Origin of the sequence: Bradyrhizobium sp. CB1015 (assembly GCF_025200925.1) — a bacterium.
Lineage (GTDB): Bacteria > Pseudomonadota > Alphaproteobacteria > Rhizobiales > Xanthobacteraceae > Bradyrhizobium.
In genome coordinates, this window is sequence record NZ_CP104174.1 from 4767917 (window position 1) to 4789378 (window position 21462).

Genomic DNA, 21462 nt, shown 5'->3' on the forward strand with positions numbered 1-21462 from the left:
GTGCGTGGATCGCGCCTGAGCGCATCGGCTGTTCCCACCGGAACAAGTGTCGCTCTTCCCGCATTCCCTCCACACCCGGAAGGAGATTCGGCCGCGGGCCGGGCCTGGCTTCCGTATGTCTGTTCATCGAAACATCGGGGTGGAATGAAGATACGCACGCATGCGGAAAGTCATGTCGTCGAGCTCGACGACGGATCGCAATGGAAGATCTTTCCCGGCGACCTCGCGACGACGCTGAGCTGGAAGCCCGAAACCGATTTGCGCCTCGAGCCGAGCGGTGAGCGGGTGAATTCGCACGTGCTGGTCAATACCGCCGACCAGACCCGCGTGCGGGTGATCGCGGCCGACGAGACCTGGCCGGACGGCGCAGTCAAGAATGCCTTGAAAGGCGGGTAGCACTGCGGCCGCGACAGCCGCGATGCCGGTCCGCCTAGTCTTCCTGAAGGTCAGCCGCGATTCCGGCAAGCCAACGGCGGATCGTGGTTTCCGCCTTTGAATCCAAATTGCGAGCGAGCCGCTTCTCCAATTCGAGCACTCGCTGCCGGCACGCCTTCAAAAGAGTCGCGCCCCGCGGCGTCAGCGTCCATTGCTGGATGCGGCCGTGAACGGGATGAGGCGTCATCGCAATCGCGCCGTCGCGTTCGAGATTGCGGATGATGACGCCGACGGTCTGGGGGGTCAGGAAGGTGAGGCGGGCGACATCGGCCCCCGACAAGCCGGGATAGGCGTTCAGCATCGTCAGCACCGCGAATTGCGGCGACGTCACGCCGAGATCGGCGAGCGTGCGCTCCATCGTCAGGCGAACCGCGGCGTGGGCCTGGCGCAGCAGATAGCCGAGATAGCCTTGCTCGCCGCGCTTGCCTTCGCCCGGTGCGGGAACATGCACCGCGCCGTCTTCAACTGCCTTTCGTCCCGATTGCGATCTCGTGACGTCATTCGTCTTGCGCGACATATAAGAGCTCTTATAAGATATCTGAGCTCTTATAATAAGCCGAGGTGAATGGCAATGTCACACGCCCGCAGCGAATATGAAGATTTCAAGCGGATCGCGCCCGATGCGTATGATCTGGTGCTGGCGCTGGGCCAGCTTGCCGCCAAAGCCGGCCTCGACAAGCAGCTGCTCGAGCTGGTCAAGCTGCGCGCCTCGCAGATCAACGGCTGCGCATTCTGCGTGCAGCACCACGTCCTGTTGTCGGAACGGATCGGCGTTCCCGTCGACAAGCTCCATCTGGTCGCGGTCTGGCGCGAGGCGCCGATCTTTTCGCCGCGCGAGCGGGCCGCGCTCGCCTGGGCCGAGGCGCTGACCTGTCTGCCTGATGGCGTCAGCGAGGAGGTCTACGCGGAAGCGTCCGGCGAATTCTCCGAGACTGAACTAACGTACCTGACCTCGGCGGTTGCTTCGATCAACGTCTGGAATCGTTTCGGCGCAGCGTTCCGCTGGACGCCGGCACAGCGGCCGGCAGCCGCCGTTGCGGCTGCAGCTTCGTCCTGACGGAGAGAGGGGAAGATCGCGATGACAGCCATGAGCCTTTCTGCCGTGCAGTGTTCGGCGCCGTCGCGTTCGACGGCGTTCGCCGTCGTCGCAGGATTTGTCTGCGCGCTTGCGGTCGGCAAAGCTCTGCCGGTGACGATCGACAGTGTGTCCAGCGCCCTCGCGCCGCTCTGCGCCACGGCAGCGGAGGGCTCGCCGCTCGACAAGGTCGAGCCGATCGGCTCCTACGCGCTTCCGAACGTGCCCGGCAAGCGCGTCACCATCGTGCGCGTCTCCTACGGTCCAGGCGGGTTTTCGCGACCGCACCGTCACGCGGGATCCGTCACCGCCTATATCACCAAGGGCGAGATCCGCTCGCAGCTCGGCGGCGGCCCGGTCGAGACGTTCGGCGTCGGCCAGTCCTTCTTCGAGCCACCGGGCTCGACGCATCTGGTCTCGGCCAATGCCAGCGCGACCGAGCCCGCGGAGTTGATCGCGGTGTTCGTGGCGGATGAGGGCGCGGAGCTGACGACGTTCCTGGAATAGGCTGCACGCGTCATCCGAGATGGCTGTGCTCAGGCAGACCGCGATCGCCTCAGCCGTTTCCAGGCCGGCGCTAGTCCGTATTGGACGACCGGAATGGCAATCGCGCCGACGAGCAGTCCAAGCGCGCCCGAGATCGCTGCCTCGACCAACCATTCGACGATGCCGGCAACGGATGGAAGGAGATGTGCGGCAGCCTCGGTTGCAGCATGGACCGTGTGGCCGATCGCGGATGGGCCGTACTTCTCGATGCCGTGCAGGATGATGCCGCCGCCGACCCAGATCATGGCGGCGGTGCCGATCGTGCTCAGCACCGCCAGGAAAGCGGGCATGCCGCGGACGAGCGCGCGTCCAAGCAAGCGGACCGCGCCGCCGGCGAGTGAGGTGCCGTCGTAGCGCGCGAGGGCGATGCCGGCATCGTCCGCCTTCACGATCAGGGCGACCACGCCATAAACCCCAACGGTGATAAAGAGGCCGACCAGCGCCAGCACCAGCGCCTGCGTCCAGATGCTGCCCGCCGGGACGGCTGCCAGCGTGATCGCCATGATCTCTGCCGACAGGATGAAATCCGTCTTGATGGCGCCAGCGACCTTCTCGTCCTCGACCGACTGGGCATTCAACGCGATCGGCTGGAGCTGAGCTTCGTGCTGGTGCGCATGATGCGGCATTAAGGCTTCGAGCACCTTTTCGGCGCCTTCATAGCAGAGAAAGGCGCCGCCCAGCATCAGCAGCGGCGTGACCGCAGAGGGAAGGAAATAGCCGAGCAGCAGGGCAATCGGCAGCAGAATCAGCAGTTTGTTGCGCAGCGATCCGACCGCGATCTTGCCGACGATCGGCAGCTCACGTTTCGAAGCGAAGCCGATGACGTAGTTCGGCGTGACCGCCGCATCGTCGATGACCACGCCGGCCGCCTTTGTGCCAGCCTTGGCAGCCTGGCTAGCGACATCGTCGAGCGAGGCTGCAGCCACCTTTGCGATCCCTGCGACGTCGTCGAGAAGACCGATCAGTCCGACACTCATAACCTGTCCTTCTTCGTTCGAGCGGGGGGCGTGCGCGACCAGATGCTTTCATGCCCGCTGCGGCAACGAATGATTGCGCTCTCAGTTCTCCTCGGCGCTCGATCCCTCGCGCAAGTCAGGCTTGAGCACGTCTTCCGGCAGTGCATGGGCCACCGGTTGCGACGTGACCGCGATCTCCGGGCCGACCTCGCGGCCGCGCGCGCGGATCAGCCGTTCGTAGGCCGAGACCAGCGTCACATAAGGGCTGACCCAGATCCAGCCGTCCCGGGTGAACACCTGGACGTCGAAATGCAGGTGCATTGACGTGCCGGCGGGATGGTCGAGGTAGTTCGAGATCACGCCGATCTTCTCGCCTTCGGTGACGATGCGGCCATTGAGCACGCCATCGGCATTCATCGCATGCGGATTCATGTGCATGTAGCGGAAACGGATGTGCTCGGTGCGGCTATTGACCTGAAGCGTCGCGGCCTGGTCCTTGGCCCCACGGATGACGATTGCGTCACGCACGGCGACGACGCCGCGCCGCTTGGGATCGCAGGGCTCGCGGCCTTCACCGGACGGCGGGCAGTCGGCGGCGCGGATGTCCTCGCCCTGGTGGCCGTAGCCTCCGCCGCATTGCCACACCTCGAAACTGCGCGACTCGCAGAAATTGTCGCGCCAGGGATAGGCGGTCGGACCTTCGCTCTTGTCGCGCTTGCCATAGGATTGCGAGCGCACGAAGGCGGGCGCCTTCTCCAGCGGAAAGCGGATCTGGGCATAGGCCATTGCGTCGGGATGGCCGCCCTGCTTGCGGTAGCCGGTGTTCGGGATGATGTCGCCGCTCGGCCGGTAGCTGAAATCCGGCGAACGCACCGCGGGGCGATCGATGATGTTGGATGCTACGTCCGTCAATGGCCGCATGCGCTGGCCGCCTGCGATGCGCAGCGCCTTCAGGAAACGCTCGGCGACCGGATAGGCCTCCTTGCAGGCGAGCCGCCGCGGCCTCGCGACACTGTCAAGGCACTGGATCGAGACCACATAGGCGGCGCCGAAGCGGGTGAAGGCGTAGCGCACATAGCCTTCCCGGATGAACCTGCGCAGATCCGGGTAGGTTGCGGCGAGCGGCTTGACAGGCTCGCCCTTGCCCCCGGCGGGATCGGCGATGTCGTAGACCAGCGCCGAACCTGTGATCTGCACCTCGACAGGCCTTGCGTACACCCGGCTCGGCATGCCGTCACCCGCGCCGGGCTCGAGCGAGAAGGTCGCGCTGTAGCCGGCAGGACCGGCATCGAACATGTCGACGGGATTGAAGTCGGCCTGGTAGCGCGACAGCGCGAGCGTCGCCGGCGCGCCGCTGCGCTGCGCATCGACATACGCGGCGGCGTCGAACGGCAGCAGCACGGGTACTGGACTTTGGGTAATGCCGGTGAAGAAGCGCGAGGAGATCGCGTTGAGCTGCACCAGTGCAGGCATCGCGCGCGGATCGTAGCGCGGCACCGAACGTCGCGGTGCGAAGATGAAGTCGCCCGCAATCTGGGGACGGCTGTTGATCTCGCTGCGAAGCTGGTCGAGCGCCGCGCGCCAGTCGACGCGCAGGGCCGTCAGCGAGGGGCTGCGGAACTCATCCGCAGCGAGCGGCGCGGTAAAGAGGAGCGACGGCAGCGCCAGAAGAAGCGAGACGAAGCGGAAACTCTTCCTGCCCACTGCCTCGCCCCCCGGCGGTACCTGTTCCGATCCTCGATGGCTCGCTTAGTCCTTGGCGCGCTCGGCGTAGGAACCGTCTTCGGTCATCACCACGACGCGGGTGCCGACCGTGATGTGCGGCGGCACGGTGGTGCGCACGCCGTTGGAGAGCACCGCGGGCTTATAGGAGGAGGAAGCGGTCTGGCCTTTGGTCACCGGCTCGGTCTCTACCACCTCCAGCGTGACGCGCTGCGGCAGCGCGATCGACACCGGGTTGGTGTCGTGCATGGACAGCTTGACTGTCATGCTCTCCTGCAGATATGCGGCGGCGTCGCCGACGACGTCCTTAGAGACCTGAACCTGGTCGTAGGTCTCCGGGTTCATGAAGTGGTAGCCGTCGCCATCCTCATAGAGGTAGGTGTAGTTGCGCTCTTCGATCGTGGCCTTTTCGACCTGGTCGGTGGTCTTGTAGCGTTCGGAGATCTTTACCCCGTCCGAGATTCGGCGCATTTCGATCTGGCTGACCGGGGTGCCCTTGCCGGGATGGATGTTCTCGGCGCTCACGACGACATAGAGCTTGCCGTCTTGCTCGATCACGTTGCCCTTGCGAATAGAACTGGCGATGACTCTCAAAGCTGTATTTCCTGCTTGCTTGGCCCGGCACCCGCCAGGACGTGGTCGAATTGATGGGGGACTTGGGGCCTCAAATCGGACCTCGGCGCCCGTTTCGGGCCGCAACATACTGATTTTGCCGTTGGATGCCAGCACTTTGCTGCCGGCCGGGGCGGTCGGTTGATGGCTGGGGACAAGCCGATGTCGCCGTTTTGGTCGCCCTCGCGGCACCTCGACCGGCGGCCGTTCCTCCAGGCCAGGGGCGCCGTGACCGGAGCTTTGCGGGGGTTTTTCGCCGAACAAGGGTTTGTGGAGGTCGAAACCTCCGTTCTCCAGGTCTCTCCGGGCAACGAGACCCATCTGCACGCCCCCCGAACCGAGATCATGCGGCCCGACGGCAGCCGGGCCAGCCGATACCTGCGGACCTCGCCCGAATTCGCCTGCAAGAAGCTGCTGGCAGCGGGCGAGACGCGGATTTTCGAATTCGCACGGGTGTTCCGGGACCGCGAGCGCGGCGAGCTGCATCTGCCCGAATTCACCATGCTGGAATGGTACCGGGCGGGCGCCCCCTATGATGCTATCATGGCCGATTGCGTCGTGGTGATCGCCCGTGCGGCGCAGGCGACCGGGATCGGGACCTTCTCCTTCCGCGGCCGGACCGCCGACCCCTTCGCCGAGCCGGAGCTCCTGACGGTCGCGGGCGCCTTCGAGCACTTTGCCGGCATCGACCTGCTGTCGACAATTTCGGGCGGTGAGGGTAACCGTGCGGCGCTGGCCGCGGCGGCAGTGGGAAAGGTCCGGGTCGCCGAGGACGACACCTGGTCGGACATCTTCAGCAAGGTCCTGGTCGAGCACGTCGAGCCGCAGCTGGGGCAGGGGCGTTTGACCATCCTGTTCGAATACCCATCTCCAGAGGCGGCGCTGGCGCGGGTGAAGACGGACGATCCGAGGATCGCCGAACGTTTCGAGGTCTATGCCTGCGGCGTCGAGCTCGCCAACGGCTTTGGAGAGCTGACCGATGCCGAGGAGCAACGCAAACGCTTCATGGAATCGATGGCGGAGAAGCAGCGCCGCTACGGCGAGGCCTATCCGCTCGACGAGGATTTTCTGGCGGCGGTTGCCGCAATGCCGGAGGCGAGTGGTGTCGCGCTCGGCTTCGATCGGCTGGTGATGCTGGCGAGCGGCGCGATACGAATTGATCAGGTGGTGTGGACACCGCCTGCGGATGAGAGATGACAAAGACCAATCTTGCACGCACTCTGCGCGAGCCTGCCGAGCTGGTGGCCGAGGGGCTGGCGCCCGCATCGGCGCTGCCGGCGCTCGAACGCGTTGCCGCGCGCTATGCCGTGGCGATCACGCCTGATCTGGTCGGGTTGATCGACGCGACGGATCCCGACGATCCCATCGCGCGGCAGTTCGTTCCAACCTCGGCCGAGCTTGAGGCGCAGCCGGGCGAGAATGCCGATCCGATCGGCGATCACCCGCACTCGCCGGTCGTGGGAATCGTGCACCGCTATCCCGACCGCGTGCTGTTCAAGCTCGTGCACGTCTGCGCGGTCTATTGCCGCTTCTGCTTCCGCCGCGAGATGGTCGGCCCCGGCAAGGACAATGCGTTGTCGGAGAGTGCCTATCGCACCGCGATCGACTACATCCGGTCGCACGGCGAGATCTGGGAAGTGATCCTGACCGGCGGCGACCCGCTGATGCTGTCGCCCCGGCGGATAAGCGAGATCATGGCCGACCTTGCGGCCATCGATCACGTCAAGATCATCCGTCTTCATACCCGCGTCCCCGTGGCCGAACCCGCGCGCGTCAGCCCGGAGATGGTTGCGGCCCTGAAGGTCGCGGGCGCAGCCACCTGGGTCGCGGTACACGCCAACCATGCGCGCGAACTGACGGCGTCGGCGCGCGCCGCCTGTGCGCGGCTCGTCGATGCTGGAATACCGCTGGTGAGCCAGTCCGTGCTATTGCGCGGCGTCAATGACGACATCGCCGCGCTGTCGGATTTGATGCGAGCTTTCGTCGAATGCCGGATCAAGCCCTATTACCTGCATCACGGCGATCTCGCGCCGGGCACCGCGCATCTGCGAACGACGCTGGCGCAGGGGCAGGACTTGATGCGGCAGTTGCGCGGACGGGTGTCAGGCCTATGTCAGCCGGACTATGTCATCGACATTCCCGGCGGCGCCGGCAAGTCGCCGGTTGGGCCGAATTACGTGTTGGCGGTGCAAAATACCGCAGGCGAGGCGAGTGAAGCGGAATCGGAAACGCGCTATCGTATCGTCGACTATTGCGGCGACGTTCATCTCTATCCGCCCGAGGCATGAGTGGCGATGGCATGGACGCTGATTTGAGAATGGAGAAATGGACATGAAGAAGATCATGGTGGCAGCATCGCTCGTGGTCTTGCTTGGCGGCGCGGCTGTTGCACAGACCGGCGGCTCCAAGGGATCGACATCAAGCGGCGCATCCTCCGGATCGGTGTTGCCGGCGCCGGTCGGTCATCGCCAGCCGCGTGCCAGCGATGTACCAAGCGAGAAGAATCTGAGCGATGCGAACGATCCGCTCAGCAAGGAAAACCAGGCGCTCGACAGGAAGATCAAGAGCATCTGCCGCGGCTGCTGAGGCTTTCACCTCTCCCCTTCGGGGAGAGGTGAGGAACGAGCCATTCTAACCTCTTCATCCGTCAGGCTGACCGCTCGTGCAGCCCTGCGCGCTGCGTGTTGCGGCGGATCTCGACCGCGTCGGCGAGCTGCTCAAGCGTCTTCGCCGTCGTTGCCCAGTCAATGCAACCGTCCGTGATGCTCTGCCCATACGTGAGCGGCTTGCCCGGCACGACATCCTGTCGACCGGCGACGAGATTGCTCTCGATCATCACGCCCATGATGCGGTTCTCACCGTCCGAGATCTGGCGGGCGATATCGGCCATCACCAGCAGCTGGTTCTCCGGCTTCTTGCTCGAATTGGCATGGCTGGCATCGACCATCACCAGCGGGGCAACGCCGGATTTGGTCAATTCATTGCAGGCGGCCGCAACGCTTGCCGCGTCGTAGTTTGGCTTGCTGCCGCCGCGCAGGATGATGTGGCAGTCCTCGTTGCCGGCGGTCGAGGCGATCGCCGAGCGGCCGAGCTTTGTGACGGCCATGAAATGATGGGGATGCGAGGCCGATTTCACCGCGTCGGCCGCGATCCGCACATTGCCGTCGGTGCCATTCTTGAAACCGACCGGGCAGGACAGCCCCGACGCCAGCTCGCGATGGATCTGGCTCTCGGTCGTGCGCGCGCCGATCGCTGCCCAGGAGACGAGGTCGGCGATGTATTGCGGCGTCGTCATGTCGAGGAACTCGGTGCCGGCGGGCAGGCCGAGATTGTTCACGGCCGCGAGCACGTTGCGTGCGAGCCGCAAGCCCTTGTTGATGTCGAAGCTGCCGTCGAGGTCGGGGTCGTTGATCAGGCCCTTCCAGCCGACCGTCGTGCGCGGCTTCTCGAAATAGACCCGCATCACGATCTCGAGTTGATCGGCGAGATCCTCGCGCAGTTTTGCCAGGCGCTCAGCGTAGTCGAGCGCGGCCTTGGGATCATGCACCGAGCAGGGACCGACGACGACCAGAAGGCGGTCGTCCTGATTGCTCAGGATGGCGTGGATGGCGTTGCGCGCGGCCATCACCACACGCGTTGCCGTGAGCGTGCGCGGGACCTCTCGCATCACCTCTTCGGGTGTGCTCAGCTCTTTCAGTTCGCGGATACGAAGATCGTCGGTCGTGCTCAGCACGGCGGGCTCCTGTCTGTTTTAGAACCTGCCGGCCAACAAAAAGCCGCCAGGTCTGGCGGCTGTTCGGACGTTTGCTGCAATGTTTTAGATTGAGCGCGATCCTCCCGCCGCCAGCGAGCTGTCGTAGCTAAAGTACCAAAAATAGCTGGTGGCGACGGTGATCATGGGAAGGCCATATAGCGTGCCGCTGGCGCCTTGTCACCCCCCCAAGACGGCACAAGACGCAACGCGCGTATCAGGTGTTGTTTTTGCGTGCTGCCAGCGCCATGCCGATCAGGGTGGCACCGCCGAACAGCAGGTTGATACCGACGAGGACGCCGATCGCCCATTCCGCCGAACTAGGCAGTCCCGTGATCACCATGAACGAGATCGCGATGTCGACGAGGCCCGAGATCAGGAGCCACGACCAGCGGCCGCTGAGCTCGCGGCGGTGCTCCAGCGCGTACATGATGGTGGCGACGCCCTCGGCGAGGAAATAGGCGCCGAGCACGATGGTCAGGGTCAGCACGGCCTGCATCGGCCGGGCCAGCAGCAGCATGCCGGTGAGCACGGCCAGCGCAGCCGAGATCAGCGACCACCAGAAGCCCGGCGTGCTGCGCGCCCAATACGTCGCGATCAGTCCGCCGATGCCGCTGATCAGGAACATCCAGCCGAGGAAGATCGCGGTCGCAAGACTTGCGAGCGGCGGCAGGATGAGTGCGGCAATGCCGAGGACGGCAAGCAGGATGCCTTCGAACAGAAAAGCTTTCCAATGCGCCTTGACCGCCTGGTTCATCTCGGATTGAAGGCGAGCGAATTCCTCGGGCGATGTCATCGTCTGGCTCCGGAACGAGAGGATTATCCCAATCTAGTCGGCCGATGGCGCGTTCGCCATGCGGTGGATCAAGTACCGCCGGGCGCCGAGGAGAAGCCCTCCGCGCTGGTGCGGATGCGGTTGCGGCCGAGAATGTAGATCGCCGTTGTGACAATCAGAAGCGCGAGGCCGAGCAGGATCGAGACGAAGCCAATCGGGATCAGCGCCAGCGTCAGATTACGCTCGGGGTTGATCAGCCAGTGATGTATCGAGGTCAGCACGAAGGCGAGCCCGACAAAGCCGATGCCGCCGCCGGCGAGCAGCAGCGCCCACATCCGGCGCAGCTGGCTGAGCCGCTCGCGCGCGACATCGGTCCGCGGCGCATGGTGGCGCGCGACGCGCCGGACCAGGCGGATGGCGAAGGCGATCGAGCCGAAGCCGATCAACAGGCTCGTCGCGCCCAGCCACATGCGCAAGCTGGGATCGAGATCGGGCATGCGCTGGAGCGTCAGCAGCGGGAAGTCGAAGGCCGAATGCAGCGCGAGCGGGCCGGCGAAGATCAACAGCCGGCTGGAGAGACGGGCCCAATCGCGATGGTGGCGGTTCGCGCCCAGCGCCGTGCCGGCGCGCGCGATGGTCAGGTAGGCGCCTGCGATGATGCCGAGCGCGCCGTGGAAGGGCACGGTCAGGACGCTGCGCAGCGCGGCCAGCGAGCGCCACATGTCGGCGTGCTGGACCAGGTAGGCAAGGTTCTCGTAGGCGGCGAAGCCGAGGCCGACCGCGGCGCCGTAGACCACCGTGTCCATCGGATTGGCAAAGGTCCGCCGCTTGGTGGAGGAGACCAGCACGATGGCGATCACCTTGACGGCCTCCTCGGGCAGCGCGACGCCGAAGATCGAATGCATGGCCAGCGCCGTCCAGGGGTCGTCCGGGGCGGCGACCATCTTGGCGAACGGGGCGCGGGCAAGACCCAGGAGCGAAATGCTGGCCGCCCCCAACAGAAATGCGGTCCAGACCTGGGCCGGCGGGCCGGGGCGCTCTTCGGCGGCGATGACGAGCCAGAGCATCAGCAGCGCCGGGGCGATGGCGGCAGTTCCAATGACGGTGGGGAGCGCTTCGATCAGGTACATTGGCGCCGAAAATAGGTTCCCTTGATCCGCTTATCTACGTTCACCGATGCGACCATGTGTCATGTGCCTGCTGTCGGGTCGCTTAACGCACGCGGCAGCTGCCGTTCATCCGCGCCGCCCTGCCGAGAAGGAGAACACCAGCACCATCAATTGCATGACAAGAGATGCTCGTCATCCACGGCAACAATTGCGCGGCGGGCGCAGGATCGGGATTTGCAAGCCAGATCAAGGAAATGCTCAGGTTTCTTCGATTCCTGGCGCACCTGGGCCGGCGGCGGATCGGCTGCTGGAGGCCCTAGTCTCGCTTCGCTATGCGCCCGCGGAACGGGCCATCGATCCGGCGTGCGCGCAACCGCTCCAGGTCCCAGAACGCGCGGACGAAGCACGTGCCGAGGCAGGAGAAGGATGAGCAGCAGCAGAAGGGCCGGGTCGACGGCAGTGCATCCTGGCGATGATGAAGCAACGCCCATGCCAAGCGCTCCGCAGGGGACCGCGCTTTTCGGCTCAGTGCGTGGTGACCGGAGACGGCGTATCGGGTGCGACGTCGAAGGCGCCGAGATGGAATTCCTCGCCGGCGGACTCGTGTGACAGGGAATGCTGCGCCAGCAGGGTGAACGCGGCTTGCGGGTATCGCTTCCAGATCTCGAGATCGCCAGCCGTGATGGTGAGCCAGCCGAACGTGTACATGTAGCGTCCGGGCTCGGTGACCCGGCCGACCCTGTCCCAGGTGATCTTACCAACCTTGATCTTATCAGCCGTGATCTTGTCGACTGCCATTCGGTCCCCCGATCGCAAGTCTGCAAAATGACGTCCGGCCCGAGGCGCAGACCCCGCAAAGGCTGATCCGGCATTGGGGCCGCTATAGGGCGGCGAGGCGGAGAGTCAGGCCGACTTCAGCAAGGGCGTGCGCGCGATCAGGCGGGCGAGGTCGTCCCGGTCCTGCTTTTCGGCGAATTTGACCGCAAAGCCGTGGTCGAACTTGCGGATCACCCGCCCGACGCAAGCGCCGACCGCAAGCGGGGTTCCGATCGCCGGATCGTACTCGGAGGACACCCCCACGCCGGCCGTCGAGACGTCGATGATGAAGCAGGGATGGCTGCTGCCGTCGGCGAGGGTCAGGACGGTGTGCGAGACCTGCGGAACGAAGCGCGCGTCACGCCGCAGCTCCCGAACGCTCGCATCCTTCTGCTTCTTCTCGAGCCAGGTCAGCTTTTCCGACATCCAGGCGCGCCGCGCTCGCGTCATCTCGAGCTCCATCAGGAAGCCCGCCTTCAGTGTCGCGCTGATGGTGCACTGGAATTCGCCGAAATCCTGGAAGTAGGAGGTCACGCGCTCGCCGACCTTGCCGACCACAGGCACGTCCACGATCATCCGGAAGGGCGAGACACGCTTGGTTCGGCAGGCGAAGCTGCGGAGCTTGCCCTCGCAATCGTACCAGCGGGGCAGCGAGTAGCTGCCGCTGACCGCAACATCCACTGCTCGCTGCCTCAGGAACTCCGCGACGGACATGAGCGCCAATCTGTTCTTGGGTGATTTCCGTAGTTTCACGGTAACTGCGAAACTCTAAGCAAATGATACTGCAGCCCAAGAGCAGGGGTAAATTTTCGGTAAATGCGCGGCTCGGCGGCGCAGCGGGAAGCGCGGCATAAGGACCCGCTATGCTGCAGGCAACCGCACAACGTCGTCATTCAGGCCGCAGCGAAGCCGCGGCGACGCCTAGCGAGGTCCGAACAGCACCAGAATAGTCAGCGCGGCAATGGCCGCGGCGAACTGGATCGTCGTCCATGTCGGGCCGTTCGGACGGATCTCCCATCGCAAGCGCGGCAATGCGCGCCGCATCGCGAGCGTCGTCAATGCTTCGACGATGGCGAGCAGAAGGGCAATGCCGGCCAGTGAAGACCAGGACTCGGTCGGAGGCATCCATGGCGCGAGCCAGACGGGGACGGAGCCCTTCAAAGCGCCGAGCAACGCGAACCATCCGAGCCAGAATACAGAGCGCTTGACGATGTCTGGGCCGATCGTCTCGGGCTCGAGGCGGATGCCGATCCTTGCCAGCGCGCCTTCAATGCGCTCGCCGTCGGTCAGGAAAAGAAACGCGCCGAAATAGAGAGGAACGCGCGACTGGAAGAGCAGCCCGGCGACACCGAACAGGACGACGTAGCCGATGAGATCGCTGACGATGTCTTTGGCACTGCTGCCGGACGGCACGGGCGCGGCCGGCGCAAAATCTGCCTGGGGCCGCGGCACCGATCGGGCGCGCGCCATGTGCTCGAGCATTTTGGCGCGTCGGTCCGGCGCATGCTGGTGCGGGTGGCGCAGCCATGTCGGAAGCGCCGGCATCGGCGATGCGTCTGCAATGTCGGCTTTGTGCTGCGGCATGGGCCTCGACCGGTGCGACCTGACATTGGTCGGAGATGAGGGGCGAGGAGGTTCATGCTGCCACGGCGGCTTGCGCCTTTGGCGCTCCCTAGCGGAATCGAACCGCTCTCTCCACCGTGAAAGGGTGGCGTCCTGACCGATAGACGAAGGGAGCAAACGCAGGGCCCTGCCGATTTGCCCGGCACGGCCGCTGGCCGGCCGAGCAGGGCCCGGCGGCTTGCAGCGGGCGAACGTATAGTGGCGTTTGCGCTCCCGGGCAAGCCGTTCGGGAACGGTCTTTTGGCTCCGGTGGATAGTCCCGAGCCCGGGATCATTCGGAGGCGATTTCAACGGTTTGTTAGGGTTCCCTGCGTAGCGCTGGACGGGGAGATTTTGCCGATGCCACCGCCGAAGAAGCGCGCAGCCCGCAAGCTGCTGTCGCAGCACGCCTGGATCACGCTCGACGGCGGATTCGCCGCGCGGCACTGCCTGGTCCAGGACATTTCGGATTCGGGCGCCAAGATCACCCTCGACGAGGACGCAAGCCAGCTTCCCGGCGTGATCCGGATGGCCTTCGCCCGCGATGCGCGCACCGGGCGGAGCTGCCAGGTGGTCTGGCGCCGCGGCAAGTCGGCCGGCGTCAGGTTCCTCTAGTCGCGGACAGCCCGATGGCGCGCGCGGCCGGTCCGGGCTACAAGGCGCCGATGCGTACGCCGCTCCTCATCCTGCTCTCCCTGCTGGCCACGTCCGCGACCGCGGCCGAGACCCTGCGCCTGCCACCCGCCGAGCGGCCGCTGGCGGGCAAGGAGCTGCCGCTGACCGGCAGCACGGCCGGGAAGACGCGGGCAGGCTCCTGCGCCGCTTACGGGCCCCGCTTCGTGATGGTCGAGGGCACCGGGACTTGCGTCCAGATCGGCGGCTCGACCAGCGTCGACACCGGCATCCGGCGCTGAAGGCCATGCCGGCGGATCTGGTGCGGCTCGAGATCATCGTCCCCGTGCTGATGTATTGCGCGCTGTTGTGGTGGGTCGGCCGCGGCGTCAGCTGGACCGCGCGGCTGGCAACGGCCGCGGTGACGCTGCTGCTGATCATCGTCGTGCTGCTGGTCGAGCGCGGTTGGCGCTAGCGCACATAAAAAAGTGCAAAAACAACCCCATGCACAGTAGCCGTCAAGCGCCGCGGTGACGCCGCGGGAAGTGCGCCGGAACGCGGATTCCCCGCGCGATCGCCGCAGCTTAACCCGCGCGAGGTGCTCACGACATCGGCGGTGCGACGAATTGCGCAAATCCCGGCCGCTTGCCGAGCTCGGCGAGCCAGCGGGTGAGGTGCGGCTGTGCCGGCCGGCTGATGCCTTCGACCCCGAGCCAGCGCCGCGCATAGGATCCGACCGCGATATCGGCGAGCGTGAACGCATCGCCCTCGATGAAGCGGCGCGTGGCGAGCAGGCGCTCAGCGATGGCCCAGACCTCGGCGGCGGCATCGGCATCGCGCTGCACCTGGATGATGTCGCGTTCGGCGGGCGCCGTGCGCACGATGCCCCAGAAAACCGGGCGGTCTACCGGCTGCACCGTCGACAGCGTCCAGTCGAGCCAGCGGTCGATCGAGGCGCGCTGCTTCGGCGCCTCGGGGTAGATCGGCGTGCCCCGGCCATGCGCGAGGCAGAGATAGCGCATGATGGAGTTGGACTCCCACAGCACGAAGTCGCCTTCGACCAGCGTCGGGATCCGCGCGTTGGGATTCATCGCCAGATACGCGGCCTCGCCCGTCTTGCCGTATTGCATGCCGGCATCGATGCGCTCGTAGGCGAGGCCGAGCTCGGTGCAGCACCACAGCACCTTCTGCACGTTGACCGAATTGGCGCGGCCCCAGATCGTCAGCTTGGTGTCAGGCATGAAGCGTCTCCCCGCATTGTTCGGTGTCGTAGCCTGGATGGAGCGAAGCGCAATCCGGGCGCTGGTAGTCCCGGATTACGCTTGCGCTCGATCCGGGCTACAAATCCACCCTGCGCGGGTGATAGCGGAATTCGGCGCGCGGATCGATGCGCGATTGCATCGCGCCCGTCATGCAAAAAGCCCCGCACGCGGCGGAGCTTTCATTGCAAAGTTCAAGCCTTTCGCTCAGCGGCCGAAGAACAGCCACAACAGAATGATCACCGGGATCGGCACGCCAAGCATCCACAGCAACAGCCCTCTCGCCATCGCATCCTCCTCCAATTGCATCGCTTGGAGGGTGAACGCCGGCGGCAAGCGCTTGTTCCTGCGCGAAGGGCCTACCAGTGGCCGGTATTGGGCATCGACGCCCACGGCTCCTGCGGCGGCTTCGGATCGCCCTTCTGCAACAGCTCGATCGAGTGCAGGTCCGGCGAGCGGACGAAGGCCATGTTGCCGTCGCGCGGCGGACGGTTGATGGTGACGCCCGCCTTCATCAGCTTCTCGCAGGTGGCGTAGATGTCGTCGACCTCATAGGCGAGATGACCGAAGAAGCGGTCCTCGCCATACTTCTCCTCGTCCCAATTGTAGGTGAGCTCGACCAGCGGCGCCCCGCGCGTCGGCGGCTGCTTCTTCAAGGCTTCGAGATCGTCCGCCGAGCACAGGAACACCAGCGTGAACCGCCCCTTGTCGTTCTCGATCCGCCGCACCTCCTTCAAGCCCAGCGCATCCTGGTAGAATTTCAGCGCGACATCGAGATTGCGCACGCGCAGCATGGTGTGGAGGTATCGCATGGTTGTTGCTCCCTGGAACGGACGGAGGGTTTTGTCTTGGGCCGGGACGGCGAGGGTAGGAGATAGCAGGAAACGGAGAGGAGGGGCAGGGGGAGGCGGCAAATGTGCGTGAAGGGTGCCGGTTCGGCTCGCACTGCATCACGTTCGAAGCAGGGCCGCCATCTCTTTCCAATGATAGATACGCACCTTCTCGGTTTGATGCCGCGCGGCTTTGGCGATGGCGTGCGCGATGTCGTTGCCGCTGAGGCCGCGATAGCGGTCGGCCGGGCCAATGAGCAGCGGATTGAGCACGCCCCATATCGCGATGATGAGGCGTTCACGCGGGCGGTCCTCCTCGCGCGCGCCGAGGATCATCGACGGGCGGAAGATATGCGTGTGCTCGAAATCGAGCGCGAGAATGTCGCGCTCCACCTCACCCTTGGTCCTGAGATAGAACACGCTGGAAGCAGCGTTGGCGCCGACGGCCGTGACCAGAAACACCGACCGCGCGCCGTTCGCCCTCGCGATCTCGGCCGCGAGCAGCGGATAATCATGATCGATCTTGTAGTACGCGGCCTCGTCAGGCGTGTGCTTGCGCGTCGTCCCGAGCGCGATGAAGATCTCGTCAGCAACCAATTGCGGCTTGAGTGCGGGCAGGGAAGCGAGATCGCCGATCAGCACCGTGAGCTTCGGATGGCTCACCGCCAGCGGCTTGCGGGCCACCGCCACAACCCGCGAATAGTCGGGACTGTCCAACAGGTCGCGCAGCAAATGCGAGCCGATGAAGCCGGTTGCGCCGAAGACAAGTGCGGTTTTCATTCAAGCCACCGTTTTGCGTTGATTGCCTGATCGCTTGTTGAAAGTCAGGGGGAGTGGCGCCCGAAGGTCGTGCAGCTCGTAGGATGGGTAGAGCACTTGCGAAACCCATCATGTTTCGTCATGCAACAAGGCCTCGATGGGTCGCTTCGCTCTACCCATCCTACGAGCTGGTCGCTCGTTGAAAGTCAGGGGGAGTGGCGCGCCCGAAGGTCGTGCAGGATGCGCAATATCCGGATTGAGCTTTCCATTACGGTATAGGACGCGACATGGCGTGCCGACAATGACGAACTCGCCCATGCCGGCCATTTGGCCTTCGAAACCACCGCGATGACCGGCCCAATGAACCCCGCCAGAGGTGGCGCCGACCAAACGCCATGGCCGCATTCCTTGCAGAACTCCTATTCGATCTCGTCAGAACCCTCGTGGGCAGCTGGCTGAGACAGGCTGCGGTGACCATCTGTGCGTGGCTCGATACGAAGATTCACGGCCGCGCTGCACGCTTCGTTGTAGGCATGCTTCTCGGAATCGCCGCCTTTTTCCTCATTCCTGTTATCGCCGGCCTGCTGGGTCTTTGATGCCCTGGCTGAGGACATACCTCGTCATCGCATTGGCCATCGGGGCGCTCATCTCGACGGTGCTTCTTGTGCTGGAGCCACTAACCGACTTCGCGTTTCTTTGGCTTGAGTGGCCGGGCATCACCGCAGCTTATTCTTTCCGGGGAGCGGTCGGAGGATCCACCTTCCTCGGCATCGCCATTTCCTGGGTCGTGAATGCGCTGAGCTATGGTCTCGGTGCTTTCGTCATTCTCAGCGCCGTCAAGGTGCTGCGGGAAGCATGATCCCTCACGCCGTCTCCTCGTTGCCCTTGGCGACGATCTCGACGTCGAAATAGCCCATGTCGCGGAGCTCGGCGGCCTTCTTCTCGGCCGCTTCACGGGTCTCTCGTTTCAAGATGATCTGACCCGCTCCGTCGCGGGCACAAACGAAATAAGGCATTTTGGATTCCAAATTTCGTTTGCATACGCACGGAGCCGGGTTCCCGCAATCGGACGGCTCACTGCTCCAGCCCGGCCTTTTGCCGCATCTTGTCGATCAGCTCCGAGGCCTCGGCCTTGGTCAGCTCCTCCTCGGGCGGGCTCTCGCGCGCCTGCTCGGCGAGGGTCTTGAGATAGGATTCCTGGGCTCCGGTCATCGGGTCGTCGCCGGAAACCCAGTCCTTCGGGTCCTTGCGGGTGTTGTCGGCCATTGCACATCTCCTTTTTCCGTTTCCGTAGAACGTCGGACTCGACTCTTCGTTCCGTTTTTGTTCTCATGGGGCATCTCTAGAATTCGCGAGGCGGAACAATGCCGGACCTGGACTTTCTCAGGCGGGAGATCGAACGGATGCGCATCCAGATGGGCAGGCAGAGGAAGGAGATCCTCCAGCTGCAGCGGGCGGGTATCGGCACAGCCTCGGCCGAAGCGCTGCTGTCGCGGATGGAGGCGAAGGTCGAGAGCCTGTGCGCGGAACGCGATGCGCTGAAGGCGGCAGAGCCGCGCCCAACCAAGGGCAGGGTGCTCGGCGGGAGGACATGGTGAGCAGGCGGTGGTTCGATGACGAGCGAAATCTGTCGCCTTTCCTGACCGCGCTCGAGGACGTTCGCCGCAGAGCGACGCGGGAAGGATGGTGCTACGCCCACGTCCAAGCCATCATCGTCGCCATCGACCAGTACGCGGAAGCTGCGACAGGCAACCGGGAGTATTTCCTCAACAAGCCGGTTTCGATCGGGGACAACCGGAAGGCGGCGGACATTCCGTGACTGTCGATGCGGCTCTCTGCCGCTGAGGTCCGGCAAAGCCGTCGGATGCAAATTAGCCCGCGCACAAGTCTCGAAGGTGAGAAGGGCCAGGTCCGCGGGTTCGCGAAAGAAGCGTCGCGCCGTAAGCTTGCGCCGCTTCGGCTATGTGGCGAGCGTGCAAGCAGACCCCAAGCGTGCGCGGCTGATCGTTGCGCCGGTCAGCGAGGTGAGACCGAGGAGGAGGGCGCCGACCTGGTGCGCCCGGGCGAAGCGGTCTTGCTTCGCGGCGGAGCAGTGCTCTTGCCGGACTTCGGACGAGCTTTTGGCGTGATCCCGTTCTGCTCATCGAACTGCTTCAGCCAGGCCGCGATGTATCGCGGGTCCTCGGGACAAAGCCGCTCGAGCAAACGAAGGTTCTGCGCTCTGAATTCAACGAGGGTTTTCGGCATCACGGCTCCTCAAAACCCTGCCCCCCGCAAAAAGTGCGTCTGGAGGGCCGCCGGGTCAACGGCAAAGAGCGCTTGAAATCCCGGGCGAGCTGATGCAGCGCCAAAAGCGAAAACCCCGCACTTCACGAGCGGGGTTCTCTGTCGAGGTGAAGCTTAGGGACGCTTCAACTGTAAGACGCGCAAGGCCGGAAGAAAGTTCGAAAAAGGCCGTGCCGTTTCGCCGGAACGTGGATGCGCTCGCGGCGGGCAATTACAAATCCGTAAGTCGGTTGAAAATCGACGCCCAAAAACTATCTCTGCGTCAGGCGGCAGCGTAACAAGCCGCCCCTCAACTGACACCCAGCCGCCGCGCTCAGAACAGGCGAAGCTGGGTCCTTTGACATTCTCGCCCTTGGTCCCGCCTCATTGGCCTCAGAGGCAAACGTCCATGGCTGCCCGCACCTACAACCACGAACGCTGGTCGGAAGACGACGACCGGCTGCTTCGATCCATGTGTGAAACCGGAAAGAGCCTGACGCTGATGATCGTGAAGCTCAAGCGGCCCATTGCCTCGATCAGGTCGCGCGCGATCGAGCTTGGCATCAATCTGCCGGGCACGCGCATCGGTCTGCGACGGAAGCGGCGAACCGCCTAAGCCCGCGCGCCCAGACGAAGCCGCTGAAGCGACCACGACGATTCCGCCGCGCCGCTCTGCTGCGAGCGGTGCGGCTGAAATGACGCTTGCGGGGCGTCGCTTATTTCATGTTGCTTCGGGCCTTGCTGCCACCCTGATCGCTGCCCGGGCCTGCGCCGCCCTGACCGGATGCGTCCGGCCGCACCATTCCGCCTTTGCTCATGCCGTCATTGCTCATGCCGGTCGTGCCCTGATTCATCGAGCCCTTGTCCGTGTTTTTGATGCCCGGCTTCTGCATGTTGTTGGACTGCGGGGCCGGGCCGGTCTGGTTCTGCGCAAGGGCGGAGCCGCACATCAGACCGAGGGCGGCGGCGGCAATCATGATCTTCTTCATCGCAAACTCCTGGTTGGTTGCTCGCAGCCAACGGGAGTGCAGAAGCGATGTTCCCCAACCGGACGTTCACAAGACAAGAAATCCTGCGGCGGCGGCCTGCGTTTCAGGCCGCGAATTCTCGCGTAAGGCAGCCGAGCTTCAGCGCGCCGAGATGAGGACGACGCGTTCTCGCGCTTTCGGAAGCGTGTCTCAGGCCGCAATCCGGTGTTCGACCGGCGTCGTCAGGAACTTGAGCGCTTCGGCATGAGCGAGATCCGGAACCGCGATCGCCGTGTGGCTGTACATCGCGTGTGTGCGCGACGTCGCGATCTTGTCCAGGATCTCCTTGCCCTTGATGACGTGGAGGCCCATGCCATCGCCCGCCGGGAAGATCGCCAGCACCACGTCGTAGGCCGCGATCACGGCTCTGAGCGCCTCGGCCTTGTCTTCGGCGACGTCGACGAAAATACGAACATCCGCCGCAAGTTCACGCAGCTCGTTAAAATCCAGCACTGTCAGGATACTCCAACGCAACCAACCTGACTGAAGCTTGGTCGCGTTAGGTTACTGAAGCGTCAACAACAAGGCGCCGAGCCACAAGTTTCACGACGAGGTGACTCCACGCTCCAAAGCGCGATGCGATCTAGCGCTTGGCGTCCTCCTTGCGAAGCCTGGCCTCAGCGGCCTCATCCACGAGAGTCAAGGTGGCGCCGTCATAGCTCAGCTTGAACCCGCGGCCGACGATCCATGTCCAGCCTTCGCGGTCCTTGATGGCCGGTGCGTTGAACTGCTCGGAGATCGATTTGACGGCAGCTTCCTGCGCTCCCGGATTGTTCAGTGTCGCATTAACGCGCCAGATCGGATGCCTGGCGTCGGTCTCGTCGCCGTGAGCTGTGACCTTGGCGCCGTTGATCTCGCATTCGAGGGTGTACGGACCTCGGCTCTGCCGGCAGAGATAGTGGCGTTGACTGACGAGCTTGCTCGCCTCTTCGAATGTCATCCCGGGCGAGAAGCCGAAGATGTCCGACTTTTTCACGAGGGCAAGAGACGCAGGCTTCAAGAAGCTTGGCTGGATCGCGACGAGGGCTGCGACGGCGACCACGATCAACCCTGCAATGACGATAGCGACCTTCATCAGCACCCCATCAGAAAACTTGCGACCTTATAGCAGGCGCGGTGCTCCGCGAGGTTCAAGAAAATTGCAGGTCTTACAACATCTTGCACAGGAAGTCGGGAACCCCGCAGAGCCCATGCTTGCGTTTTCGGCCTCGATAGGGTCTAAGCCCGATCACTTCATGACTTCTGGCATGAATCAGCAGCGCGCATTCGCGGGTCCGGCCGCGTCCTCAGCAGCAGATTGCTCCGCGCAC

33 protein-coding genes and 1 tRNA gene are annotated in these 21462 nt (G+C 64.3%); 14 read left to right on the top strand and 20 right to left on the bottom strand.

Annotated elements, in window-relative coordinates:
• Window positions 1-144 precede the first annotated feature (144 nt).
• On the top strand, window positions 145-396 hold the full coding sequence (locus N2604_RS22040) for a hypothetical protein (RefSeq protein ID WP_172789163.1): 252 nt from the start codon (window positions 145-147) through the stop codon (window positions 394-396).
• Window positions 397-430: 34 nt separating this feature from the next.
• Here N2604_RS22040 and N2604_RS22045 read toward each other — a convergent pair whose 3' ends face one another.
• Entirely contained in the window at window positions 431-952 is a 522-nt protein-coding gene (locus tag N2604_RS22045; RefSeq protein WP_260370328.1) for a MarR family winged helix-turn-helix transcriptional regulator, read from the bottom strand.
• Window positions 953-1006: 54 nt separating this feature from the next.
• Between N2604_RS22045 and N2604_RS22050 the strand changes: the two genes are divergently transcribed.
• Together N2604_RS22050 and N2604_RS22055 are read left to right on the top strand one after the other, a co-directional pair.
• The gene (locus N2604_RS22050; RefSeq protein WP_260370329.1) at window positions 1007-1492 is read left to right on the top strand and encodes a carboxymuconolactone decarboxylase family protein; all 486 of its coding nucleotides are present in this window, start codon (window positions 1007-1009) and stop codon (window positions 1490-1492) included.
• A 21-nt stretch (window positions 1493-1513) separates the two neighbouring features.
• Entirely contained in the window at window positions 1514-2017 is a 504-nt protein-coding gene (locus tag N2604_RS22055; RefSeq protein WP_260370330.1) for a cupin domain-containing protein, read from the top strand.
• 29 nt (window positions 2018-2046) lie between these two features.
• Here N2604_RS22055 and N2604_RS22060 read toward each other — a convergent pair whose 3' ends face one another.
• The 3 genes from N2604_RS22060 to efp form a co-directional block, all read right to left on the bottom strand.
• The gene (locus N2604_RS22060; protein ID WP_260370331.1) at window positions 2047-3033 is read right to left on the bottom strand and encodes a DUF808 domain-containing protein; all 987 of its coding nucleotides are present in this window, start codon (window positions 3031-3033) and stop codon (window positions 2047-2049) included.
• Window positions 3034-3114: 81 nt separating this feature from the next.
• Entirely contained in the window at window positions 3115-4716 is a 1602-nt protein-coding gene (locus N2604_RS22065; RefSeq protein ID WP_260370332.1) for a M23 family peptidase, read from the bottom strand.
• A gap of 45 nt (window positions 4717-4761) precedes the next feature.
• The gene (gene efp / locus N2604_RS22070; protein ID WP_027572324.1) at window positions 4762-5328 is read right to left on the bottom strand and encodes an elongation factor P; all 567 of its coding nucleotides are present in this window, start codon (window positions 5326-5328) and stop codon (window positions 4762-4764) included.
• 162 nt (window positions 5329-5490) lie between these two features.
• Between efp and epmA the strand changes: the two genes are divergently transcribed.
• Genes epmA through N2604_RS22085 form a run of 3 tightly spaced genes read left to right on the top strand, consistent with a single transcriptional unit; the run spans window position 5491 to window position 7932 of the window.
• Window positions 5491-6543 (top strand): EF-P lysine aminoacylase EpmA, encoded by a 1053-nt coding sequence (gene epmA / locus N2604_RS22075; protein WP_260370333.1) that lies wholly within the window; start codon window positions 5491-5493, stop codon window positions 6541-6543.
• Window positions 6540-7634, top strand: a complete 1095-nt coding sequence (locus tag N2604_RS22080; protein WP_260370334.1) for a lysine-2,3-aminomutase-like protein — start codon at window positions 6540-6542, stop codon at window positions 7632-7634. The genes epmA and N2604_RS22080 overlap by 4 nt, the downstream gene beginning before the upstream one ends.
• Before the next feature lie 43 nt (window positions 7635-7677).
• Window positions 7678-7932 (top strand): hypothetical protein, encoded by a 255-nt coding sequence (locus N2604_RS22085; protein ID WP_260370335.1) that lies wholly within the window; start codon window positions 7678-7680, stop codon window positions 7930-7932.
• 61 nt (window positions 7933-7993) lie between these two features.
• Here N2604_RS22085 and N2604_RS22090 read toward each other — a convergent pair whose 3' ends face one another.
• The 7 genes from N2604_RS22090 to N2604_RS22120 all read right to left on the bottom strand — a co-directional run bounded on the left by N2604_RS22090 (window position 7994) and on the right by N2604_RS22120 (window position 13535).
• The gene (locus tag N2604_RS22090; RefSeq protein WP_311739589.1) at window positions 7994-9079 is read right to left on the bottom strand and encodes a 3-deoxy-7-phosphoheptulonate synthase; all 1086 of its coding nucleotides are present in this window, start codon (window positions 9077-9079) and stop codon (window positions 7994-7996) included.
• Between the two features lie 235 nt (window positions 9080-9314).
• Complete coding sequence (locus tag N2604_RS22095; protein ID WP_260370336.1) at window positions 9315-9893, bottom strand: HdeD family acid-resistance protein; 579 nt, start codon at window positions 9891-9893, stop codon at window positions 9315-9317.
• 68 nt (window positions 9894-9961) lie between these two features.
• Entirely contained in the window at window positions 9962-11002 is a 1041-nt protein-coding gene (locus N2604_RS22100; RefSeq protein WP_260370337.1) for a PrsW family intramembrane metalloprotease, read from the bottom strand.
• Between the two features lie 504 nt (window positions 11003-11506).
• Window positions 11507-11779: a hypothetical protein gene (locus N2604_RS22105; protein ID WP_260370338.1), complete on the bottom strand. Its 273-nt coding sequence runs from the start codon at window positions 11777-11779 to the stop codon at window positions 11507-11509.
• Window positions 11780-11884: 105 nt separating this feature from the next.
• The gene (locus N2604_RS22110) at window positions 11885-12511 is read right to left on the bottom strand and encodes a PilZ domain-containing protein (RefSeq protein ID WP_260370339.1); all 627 of its coding nucleotides are present in this window, start codon (window positions 12509-12511) and stop codon (window positions 11885-11887) included.
• A gap of 207 nt (window positions 12512-12718) precedes the next feature.
• Window positions 12719-13381, bottom strand: a complete 663-nt coding sequence (locus N2604_RS22115) for a hypothetical protein (protein WP_260370340.1) — start codon at window positions 13379-13381, stop codon at window positions 12719-12721.
• Between the two features lie 79 nt (window positions 13382-13460).
• Window positions 13461-13535: transfer RNA gene (locus tag N2604_RS22120), tRNA-Glu, on the bottom strand.
• Between the two features lie 224 nt (window positions 13536-13759).
• On the opposite strand from N2604_RS22120, the gene N2604_RS22125 reads away from it, so the two are divergent.
• Genes N2604_RS22125 through N2604_RS22135 form a run of 3 tightly spaced genes read left to right on the top strand, consistent with a single transcriptional unit; the run spans window position 13760 to window position 14486 of the window.
• Entirely contained in the window at window positions 13760-14014 is a 255-nt protein-coding gene (locus N2604_RS22125) for a PilZ domain-containing protein (RefSeq protein WP_197952920.1), read from the top strand.
• A 50-nt stretch (window positions 14015-14064) separates the two neighbouring features.
• Window positions 14065-14313, top strand: coding sequence for a hypothetical protein (locus N2604_RS22130; protein ID WP_260370341.1), 249 nt, complete (start codon window positions 14065-14067; stop codon window positions 14311-14313).
• A gap of 5 nt (window positions 14314-14318) precedes the next feature.
• Window positions 14319-14486: a hypothetical protein gene (locus N2604_RS22135; protein WP_260370342.1), complete on the top strand. Its 168-nt coding sequence runs from the start codon at window positions 14319-14321 to the stop codon at window positions 14484-14486.
• Between the two features lie 127 nt (window positions 14487-14613).
• Here the strand turns inward: N2604_RS22135 and N2604_RS22140 are convergent, their stop codons facing one another.
• The 4 genes from N2604_RS22140 to N2604_RS22155 form a co-directional block, all read right to left on the bottom strand.
• A complete protein-coding gene (locus N2604_RS22140; RefSeq protein WP_260370343.1) occupies window positions 14614-15252 on the bottom strand; it encodes a glutathione S-transferase family protein in 639 nt (212 codons plus the stop codon).
• A gap of 225 nt (window positions 15253-15477) precedes the next feature.
• A complete protein-coding gene (locus N2604_RS22145) occupies window positions 15478-15606 on the bottom strand; it encodes a hypothetical protein (protein ID WP_260370344.1) in 129 nt (42 codons plus the stop codon).
• 23 nt (window positions 15607-15629) lie between these two features.
• Window positions 15630-16082 carry a VOC family protein gene (locus tag N2604_RS22150; RefSeq protein WP_225113580.1) on the bottom strand — a complete coding sequence of 151 codons (453 nt, stop codon included), beginning with the start codon at window positions 16080-16082 and terminating at the stop codon, window positions 15630-15632.
• Between the two features lie 138 nt (window positions 16083-16220).
• Complete coding sequence (locus N2604_RS22155) at window positions 16221-16880, bottom strand: oxidoreductase (RefSeq protein WP_260370345.1); 660 nt, start codon at window positions 16878-16880, stop codon at window positions 16221-16223.
• 374 nt (window positions 16881-17254) lie between these two features.
• On the opposite strand from N2604_RS22155, the gene N2604_RS22160 reads away from it, so the two are divergent.
• Together N2604_RS22160 and N2604_RS22165 are read left to right on the top strand one after the other, a co-directional pair.
• Window positions 17255-17455: a hypothetical protein gene (locus N2604_RS22160; protein ID WP_260370346.1), complete on the top strand. Its 201-nt coding sequence runs from the start codon at window positions 17255-17257 to the stop codon at window positions 17453-17455.
• A complete protein-coding gene (locus N2604_RS22165; RefSeq protein WP_260370347.1) occupies window positions 17455-17718 on the top strand; it encodes a hypothetical protein in 264 nt (87 codons plus the stop codon). The genes N2604_RS22160 and N2604_RS22165 overlap by 1 nt, the downstream gene beginning before the upstream one ends.
• 4 nt (window positions 17719-17722) lie before the next feature.
• Here the strand turns inward: N2604_RS22165 and N2604_RS22170 are convergent, their stop codons facing one another.
• Window positions 17723-17875, bottom strand: a complete 153-nt coding sequence (locus N2604_RS22170) for a hypothetical protein (protein WP_260370348.1) — start codon at window positions 17873-17875, stop codon at window positions 17723-17725.
• Window positions 17876-17933: 58 nt separating this feature from the next.
• Window positions 17934-18125, bottom strand: a complete 192-nt coding sequence (locus N2604_RS22175; protein ID WP_260370349.1) for a DUF3072 domain-containing protein — start codon at window positions 18123-18125, stop codon at window positions 17934-17936.
• 98 nt (window positions 18126-18223) lie between these two features.
• On the opposite strand from N2604_RS22175, the gene N2604_RS22180 reads away from it, so the two are divergent.
• The 3 genes from N2604_RS22180 to N2604_RS22190 all read left to right on the top strand — a co-directional run bounded on the left by N2604_RS22180 (window position 18224) and on the right by N2604_RS22190 (window position 19740).
• Window positions 18224-18457 (top strand): hypothetical protein, encoded by a 234-nt coding sequence (locus tag N2604_RS22180; protein ID WP_260370350.1) that lies wholly within the window; start codon window positions 18224-18226, stop codon window positions 18455-18457.
• Window positions 18451-18678, top strand: coding sequence for a hypothetical protein (locus N2604_RS22185; protein WP_260370351.1), 228 nt, complete (start codon window positions 18451-18453; stop codon window positions 18676-18678). The genes N2604_RS22180 and N2604_RS22185 overlap by 7 nt, the downstream gene beginning before the upstream one ends.
• Window positions 18679-19533: 855 nt before the next feature.
• Window positions 19534-19740, top strand: coding sequence for a hypothetical protein (locus N2604_RS22190; RefSeq protein WP_036022978.1), 207 nt, complete (start codon window positions 19534-19536; stop codon window positions 19738-19740).
• A gap of 100 nt (window positions 19741-19840) precedes the next feature.
• Here the strand turns inward: N2604_RS22190 and N2604_RS22195 are convergent, their stop codons facing one another.
• The 3 genes from N2604_RS22195 to N2604_RS22205 all read right to left on the bottom strand — a co-directional run bounded on the left by N2604_RS22195 (window position 19841) and on the right by N2604_RS22205 (window position 21227).
• Complete coding sequence (locus N2604_RS22195; protein WP_260370352.1) at window positions 19841-20113, bottom strand: hypothetical protein; 273 nt, start codon at window positions 20111-20113, stop codon at window positions 19841-19843.
• A gap of 189 nt (window positions 20114-20302) precedes the next feature.
• Window positions 20303-20605: a hypothetical protein gene (locus tag N2604_RS22200; RefSeq protein WP_260370353.1), complete on the bottom strand. Its 303-nt coding sequence runs from the start codon at window positions 20603-20605 to the stop codon at window positions 20303-20305.
• Between the two features lie 130 nt (window positions 20606-20735).
• Window positions 20736-21227: a hypothetical protein gene (locus N2604_RS22205; RefSeq protein ID WP_260370354.1), complete on the bottom strand. Its 492-nt coding sequence runs from the start codon at window positions 21225-21227 to the stop codon at window positions 20736-20738.
• Window positions 21228-21462 lie beyond the last annotated feature (235 nt).

What these genes read in the sequence shown, in the direction of transcription:
- N2604_RS22190 (WP_036022978.1), top strand. Translation starts at nt 19,534, where the DNA reads ATGGCTGCCCGCACCTACAACCACGAACGCTGGTCGGAAGACGACGAC.
- N2604_RS22160 (WP_260370346.1), top strand. Translation starts at nt 17,255, where the DNA reads ATGGCCGCATTCCTTGCAGAACTCCTATTCGATCTCGTCAGAACCCTC.
- N2604_RS22205 (WP_260370354.1), bottom strand. Translation starts at nt 21,227, where the DNA reads ATGAAGGTCGCTATCGTCATTGCAGGGTTGATCGTGGTCGCCGTCGCA.
- N2604_RS22040 (WP_172789163.1), top strand. Translation starts at nt 145, where the DNA reads ATGAAGATACGCACGCATGCGGAAAGTCATGTCGTCGAGCTCGACGAC.
- N2604_RS22195 (WP_260370352.1), bottom strand. Translation starts at nt 20,113, where the DNA reads ATGAAGAAGATCATGATTGCCGCCGCCGCCCTCGGTCTGATGTGCGGC.
- N2604_RS22110 (WP_260370339.1), bottom strand. Translation starts at nt 12,511, where the DNA reads ATGTCCGTCGCGGAGTTCCTGAGGCAGCGAGCAGTGGATGTTGCGGTC.
- N2604_RS22135 (WP_260370342.1), top strand. Translation starts at nt 14,319, where the DNA reads ATGCCGGCGGATCTGGTGCGGCTCGAGATCATCGTCCCCGTGCTGATG.
- N2604_RS22180 (WP_260370350.1), top strand. Translation starts at nt 18,224, where the DNA reads ATGCCGGACCTGGACTTTCTCAGGCGGGAGATCGAACGGATGCGCATC.
- N2604_RS22130 (WP_260370341.1), top strand. Translation starts at nt 14,065, where the DNA reads ATGCGTACGCCGCTCCTCATCCTGCTCTCCCTGCTGGCCACGTCCGCG.
- N2604_RS22115 (WP_260370340.1), bottom strand. Translation starts at nt 13,381, where the DNA reads ATGCCGCAGCACAAAGCCGACATTGCAGACGCATCGCCGATGCCGGCG.
- N2604_RS22105 (WP_260370338.1), bottom strand. Translation starts at nt 11,779, where the DNA reads ATGGCAGTCGACAAGATCACGGCTGATAAGATCAAGGTTGGTAAGATC.
- N2604_RS22175 (WP_260370349.1), bottom strand. Translation starts at nt 18,125, where the DNA reads ATGGCCGACAACACCCGCAAGGACCCGAAGGACTGGGTTTCCGGCGAC.
- N2604_RS22085 (WP_260370335.1), top strand. Translation starts at nt 7,678, where the DNA reads ATGAAGAAGATCATGGTGGCAGCATCGCTCGTGGTCTTGCTTGGCGGC.
- N2604_RS22165 (WP_260370347.1), top strand. Translation starts at nt 17,455, where the DNA reads ATGCCCTGGCTGAGGACATACCTCGTCATCGCATTGGCCATCGGGGCG.
- N2604_RS22150 (WP_225113580.1), bottom strand. Translation starts at nt 16,082, where the DNA reads ATGCGATACCTCCACACCATGCTGCGCGTGCGCAATCTCGATGTCGCG.
- N2604_RS22170 (WP_260370348.1), bottom strand. Translation starts at nt 17,875, where the DNA reads ATGCCTTATTTCGTTTGTGCCCGCGACGGAGCGGGTCAGATCATCTTG.
- N2604_RS22100 (WP_260370337.1), bottom strand. Translation starts at nt 11,002, where the DNA reads ATGTACCTGATCGAAGCGCTCCCCACCGTCATTGGAACTGCCGCCATC.
- N2604_RS22185 (WP_260370351.1), top strand. Translation starts at nt 18,451, where the DNA reads ATGGTGAGCAGGCGGTGGTTCGATGACGAGCGAAATCTGTCGCCTTTC.
- N2604_RS22140 (WP_260370343.1), bottom strand. Translation starts at nt 15,252, where the DNA reads ATGCCTGACACCAAGCTGACGATCTGGGGCCGCGCCAATTCGGTCAAC.
- N2604_RS22155 (WP_260370345.1), bottom strand. Translation starts at nt 16,880, where the DNA reads ATGAAAACCGCACTTGTCTTCGGCGCAACCGGCTTCATCGGCTCGCAT.
- N2604_RS22050 (WP_260370329.1), top strand. Translation starts at nt 1,007, where the DNA reads ATGTCACACGCCCGCAGCGAATATGAAGATTTCAAGCGGATCGCGCCC.
- N2604_RS22045 (WP_260370328.1), bottom strand. Translation starts at nt 952, where the DNA reads ATGTCGCGCAAGACGAATGACGTCACGAGATCGCAATCGGGACGAAAG.
- N2604_RS22125 (WP_197952920.1), top strand. Translation starts at nt 13,760, where the DNA reads ATGCCACCGCCGAAGAAGCGCGCAGCCCGCAAGCTGCTGTCGCAGCAC.
- N2604_RS22060 (WP_260370331.1), bottom strand. Translation starts at nt 3,033, where the DNA reads ATGAGTGTCGGACTGATCGGTCTTCTCGACGACGTCGCAGGGATCGCA.
- N2604_RS22095 (WP_260370336.1), bottom strand. Translation starts at nt 9,893, where the DNA reads ATGACATCGCCCGAGGAATTCGCTCGCCTTCAATCCGAGATGAACCAG.
- N2604_RS22055 (WP_260370330.1), top strand. Translation starts at nt 1,514, where the DNA reads ATGACAGCCATGAGCCTTTCTGCCGTGCAGTGTTCGGCGCCGTCGCGT.
- epmA (WP_260370333.1), top strand. Translation starts at nt 5,491, where the DNA reads ATGGCTGGGGACAAGCCGATGTCGCCGTTTTGGTCGCCCTCGCGGCAC.
- N2604_RS22080 (WP_260370334.1), top strand. Translation starts at nt 6,540, where the DNA reads ATGACAAAGACCAATCTTGCACGCACTCTGCGCGAGCCTGCCGAGCTG.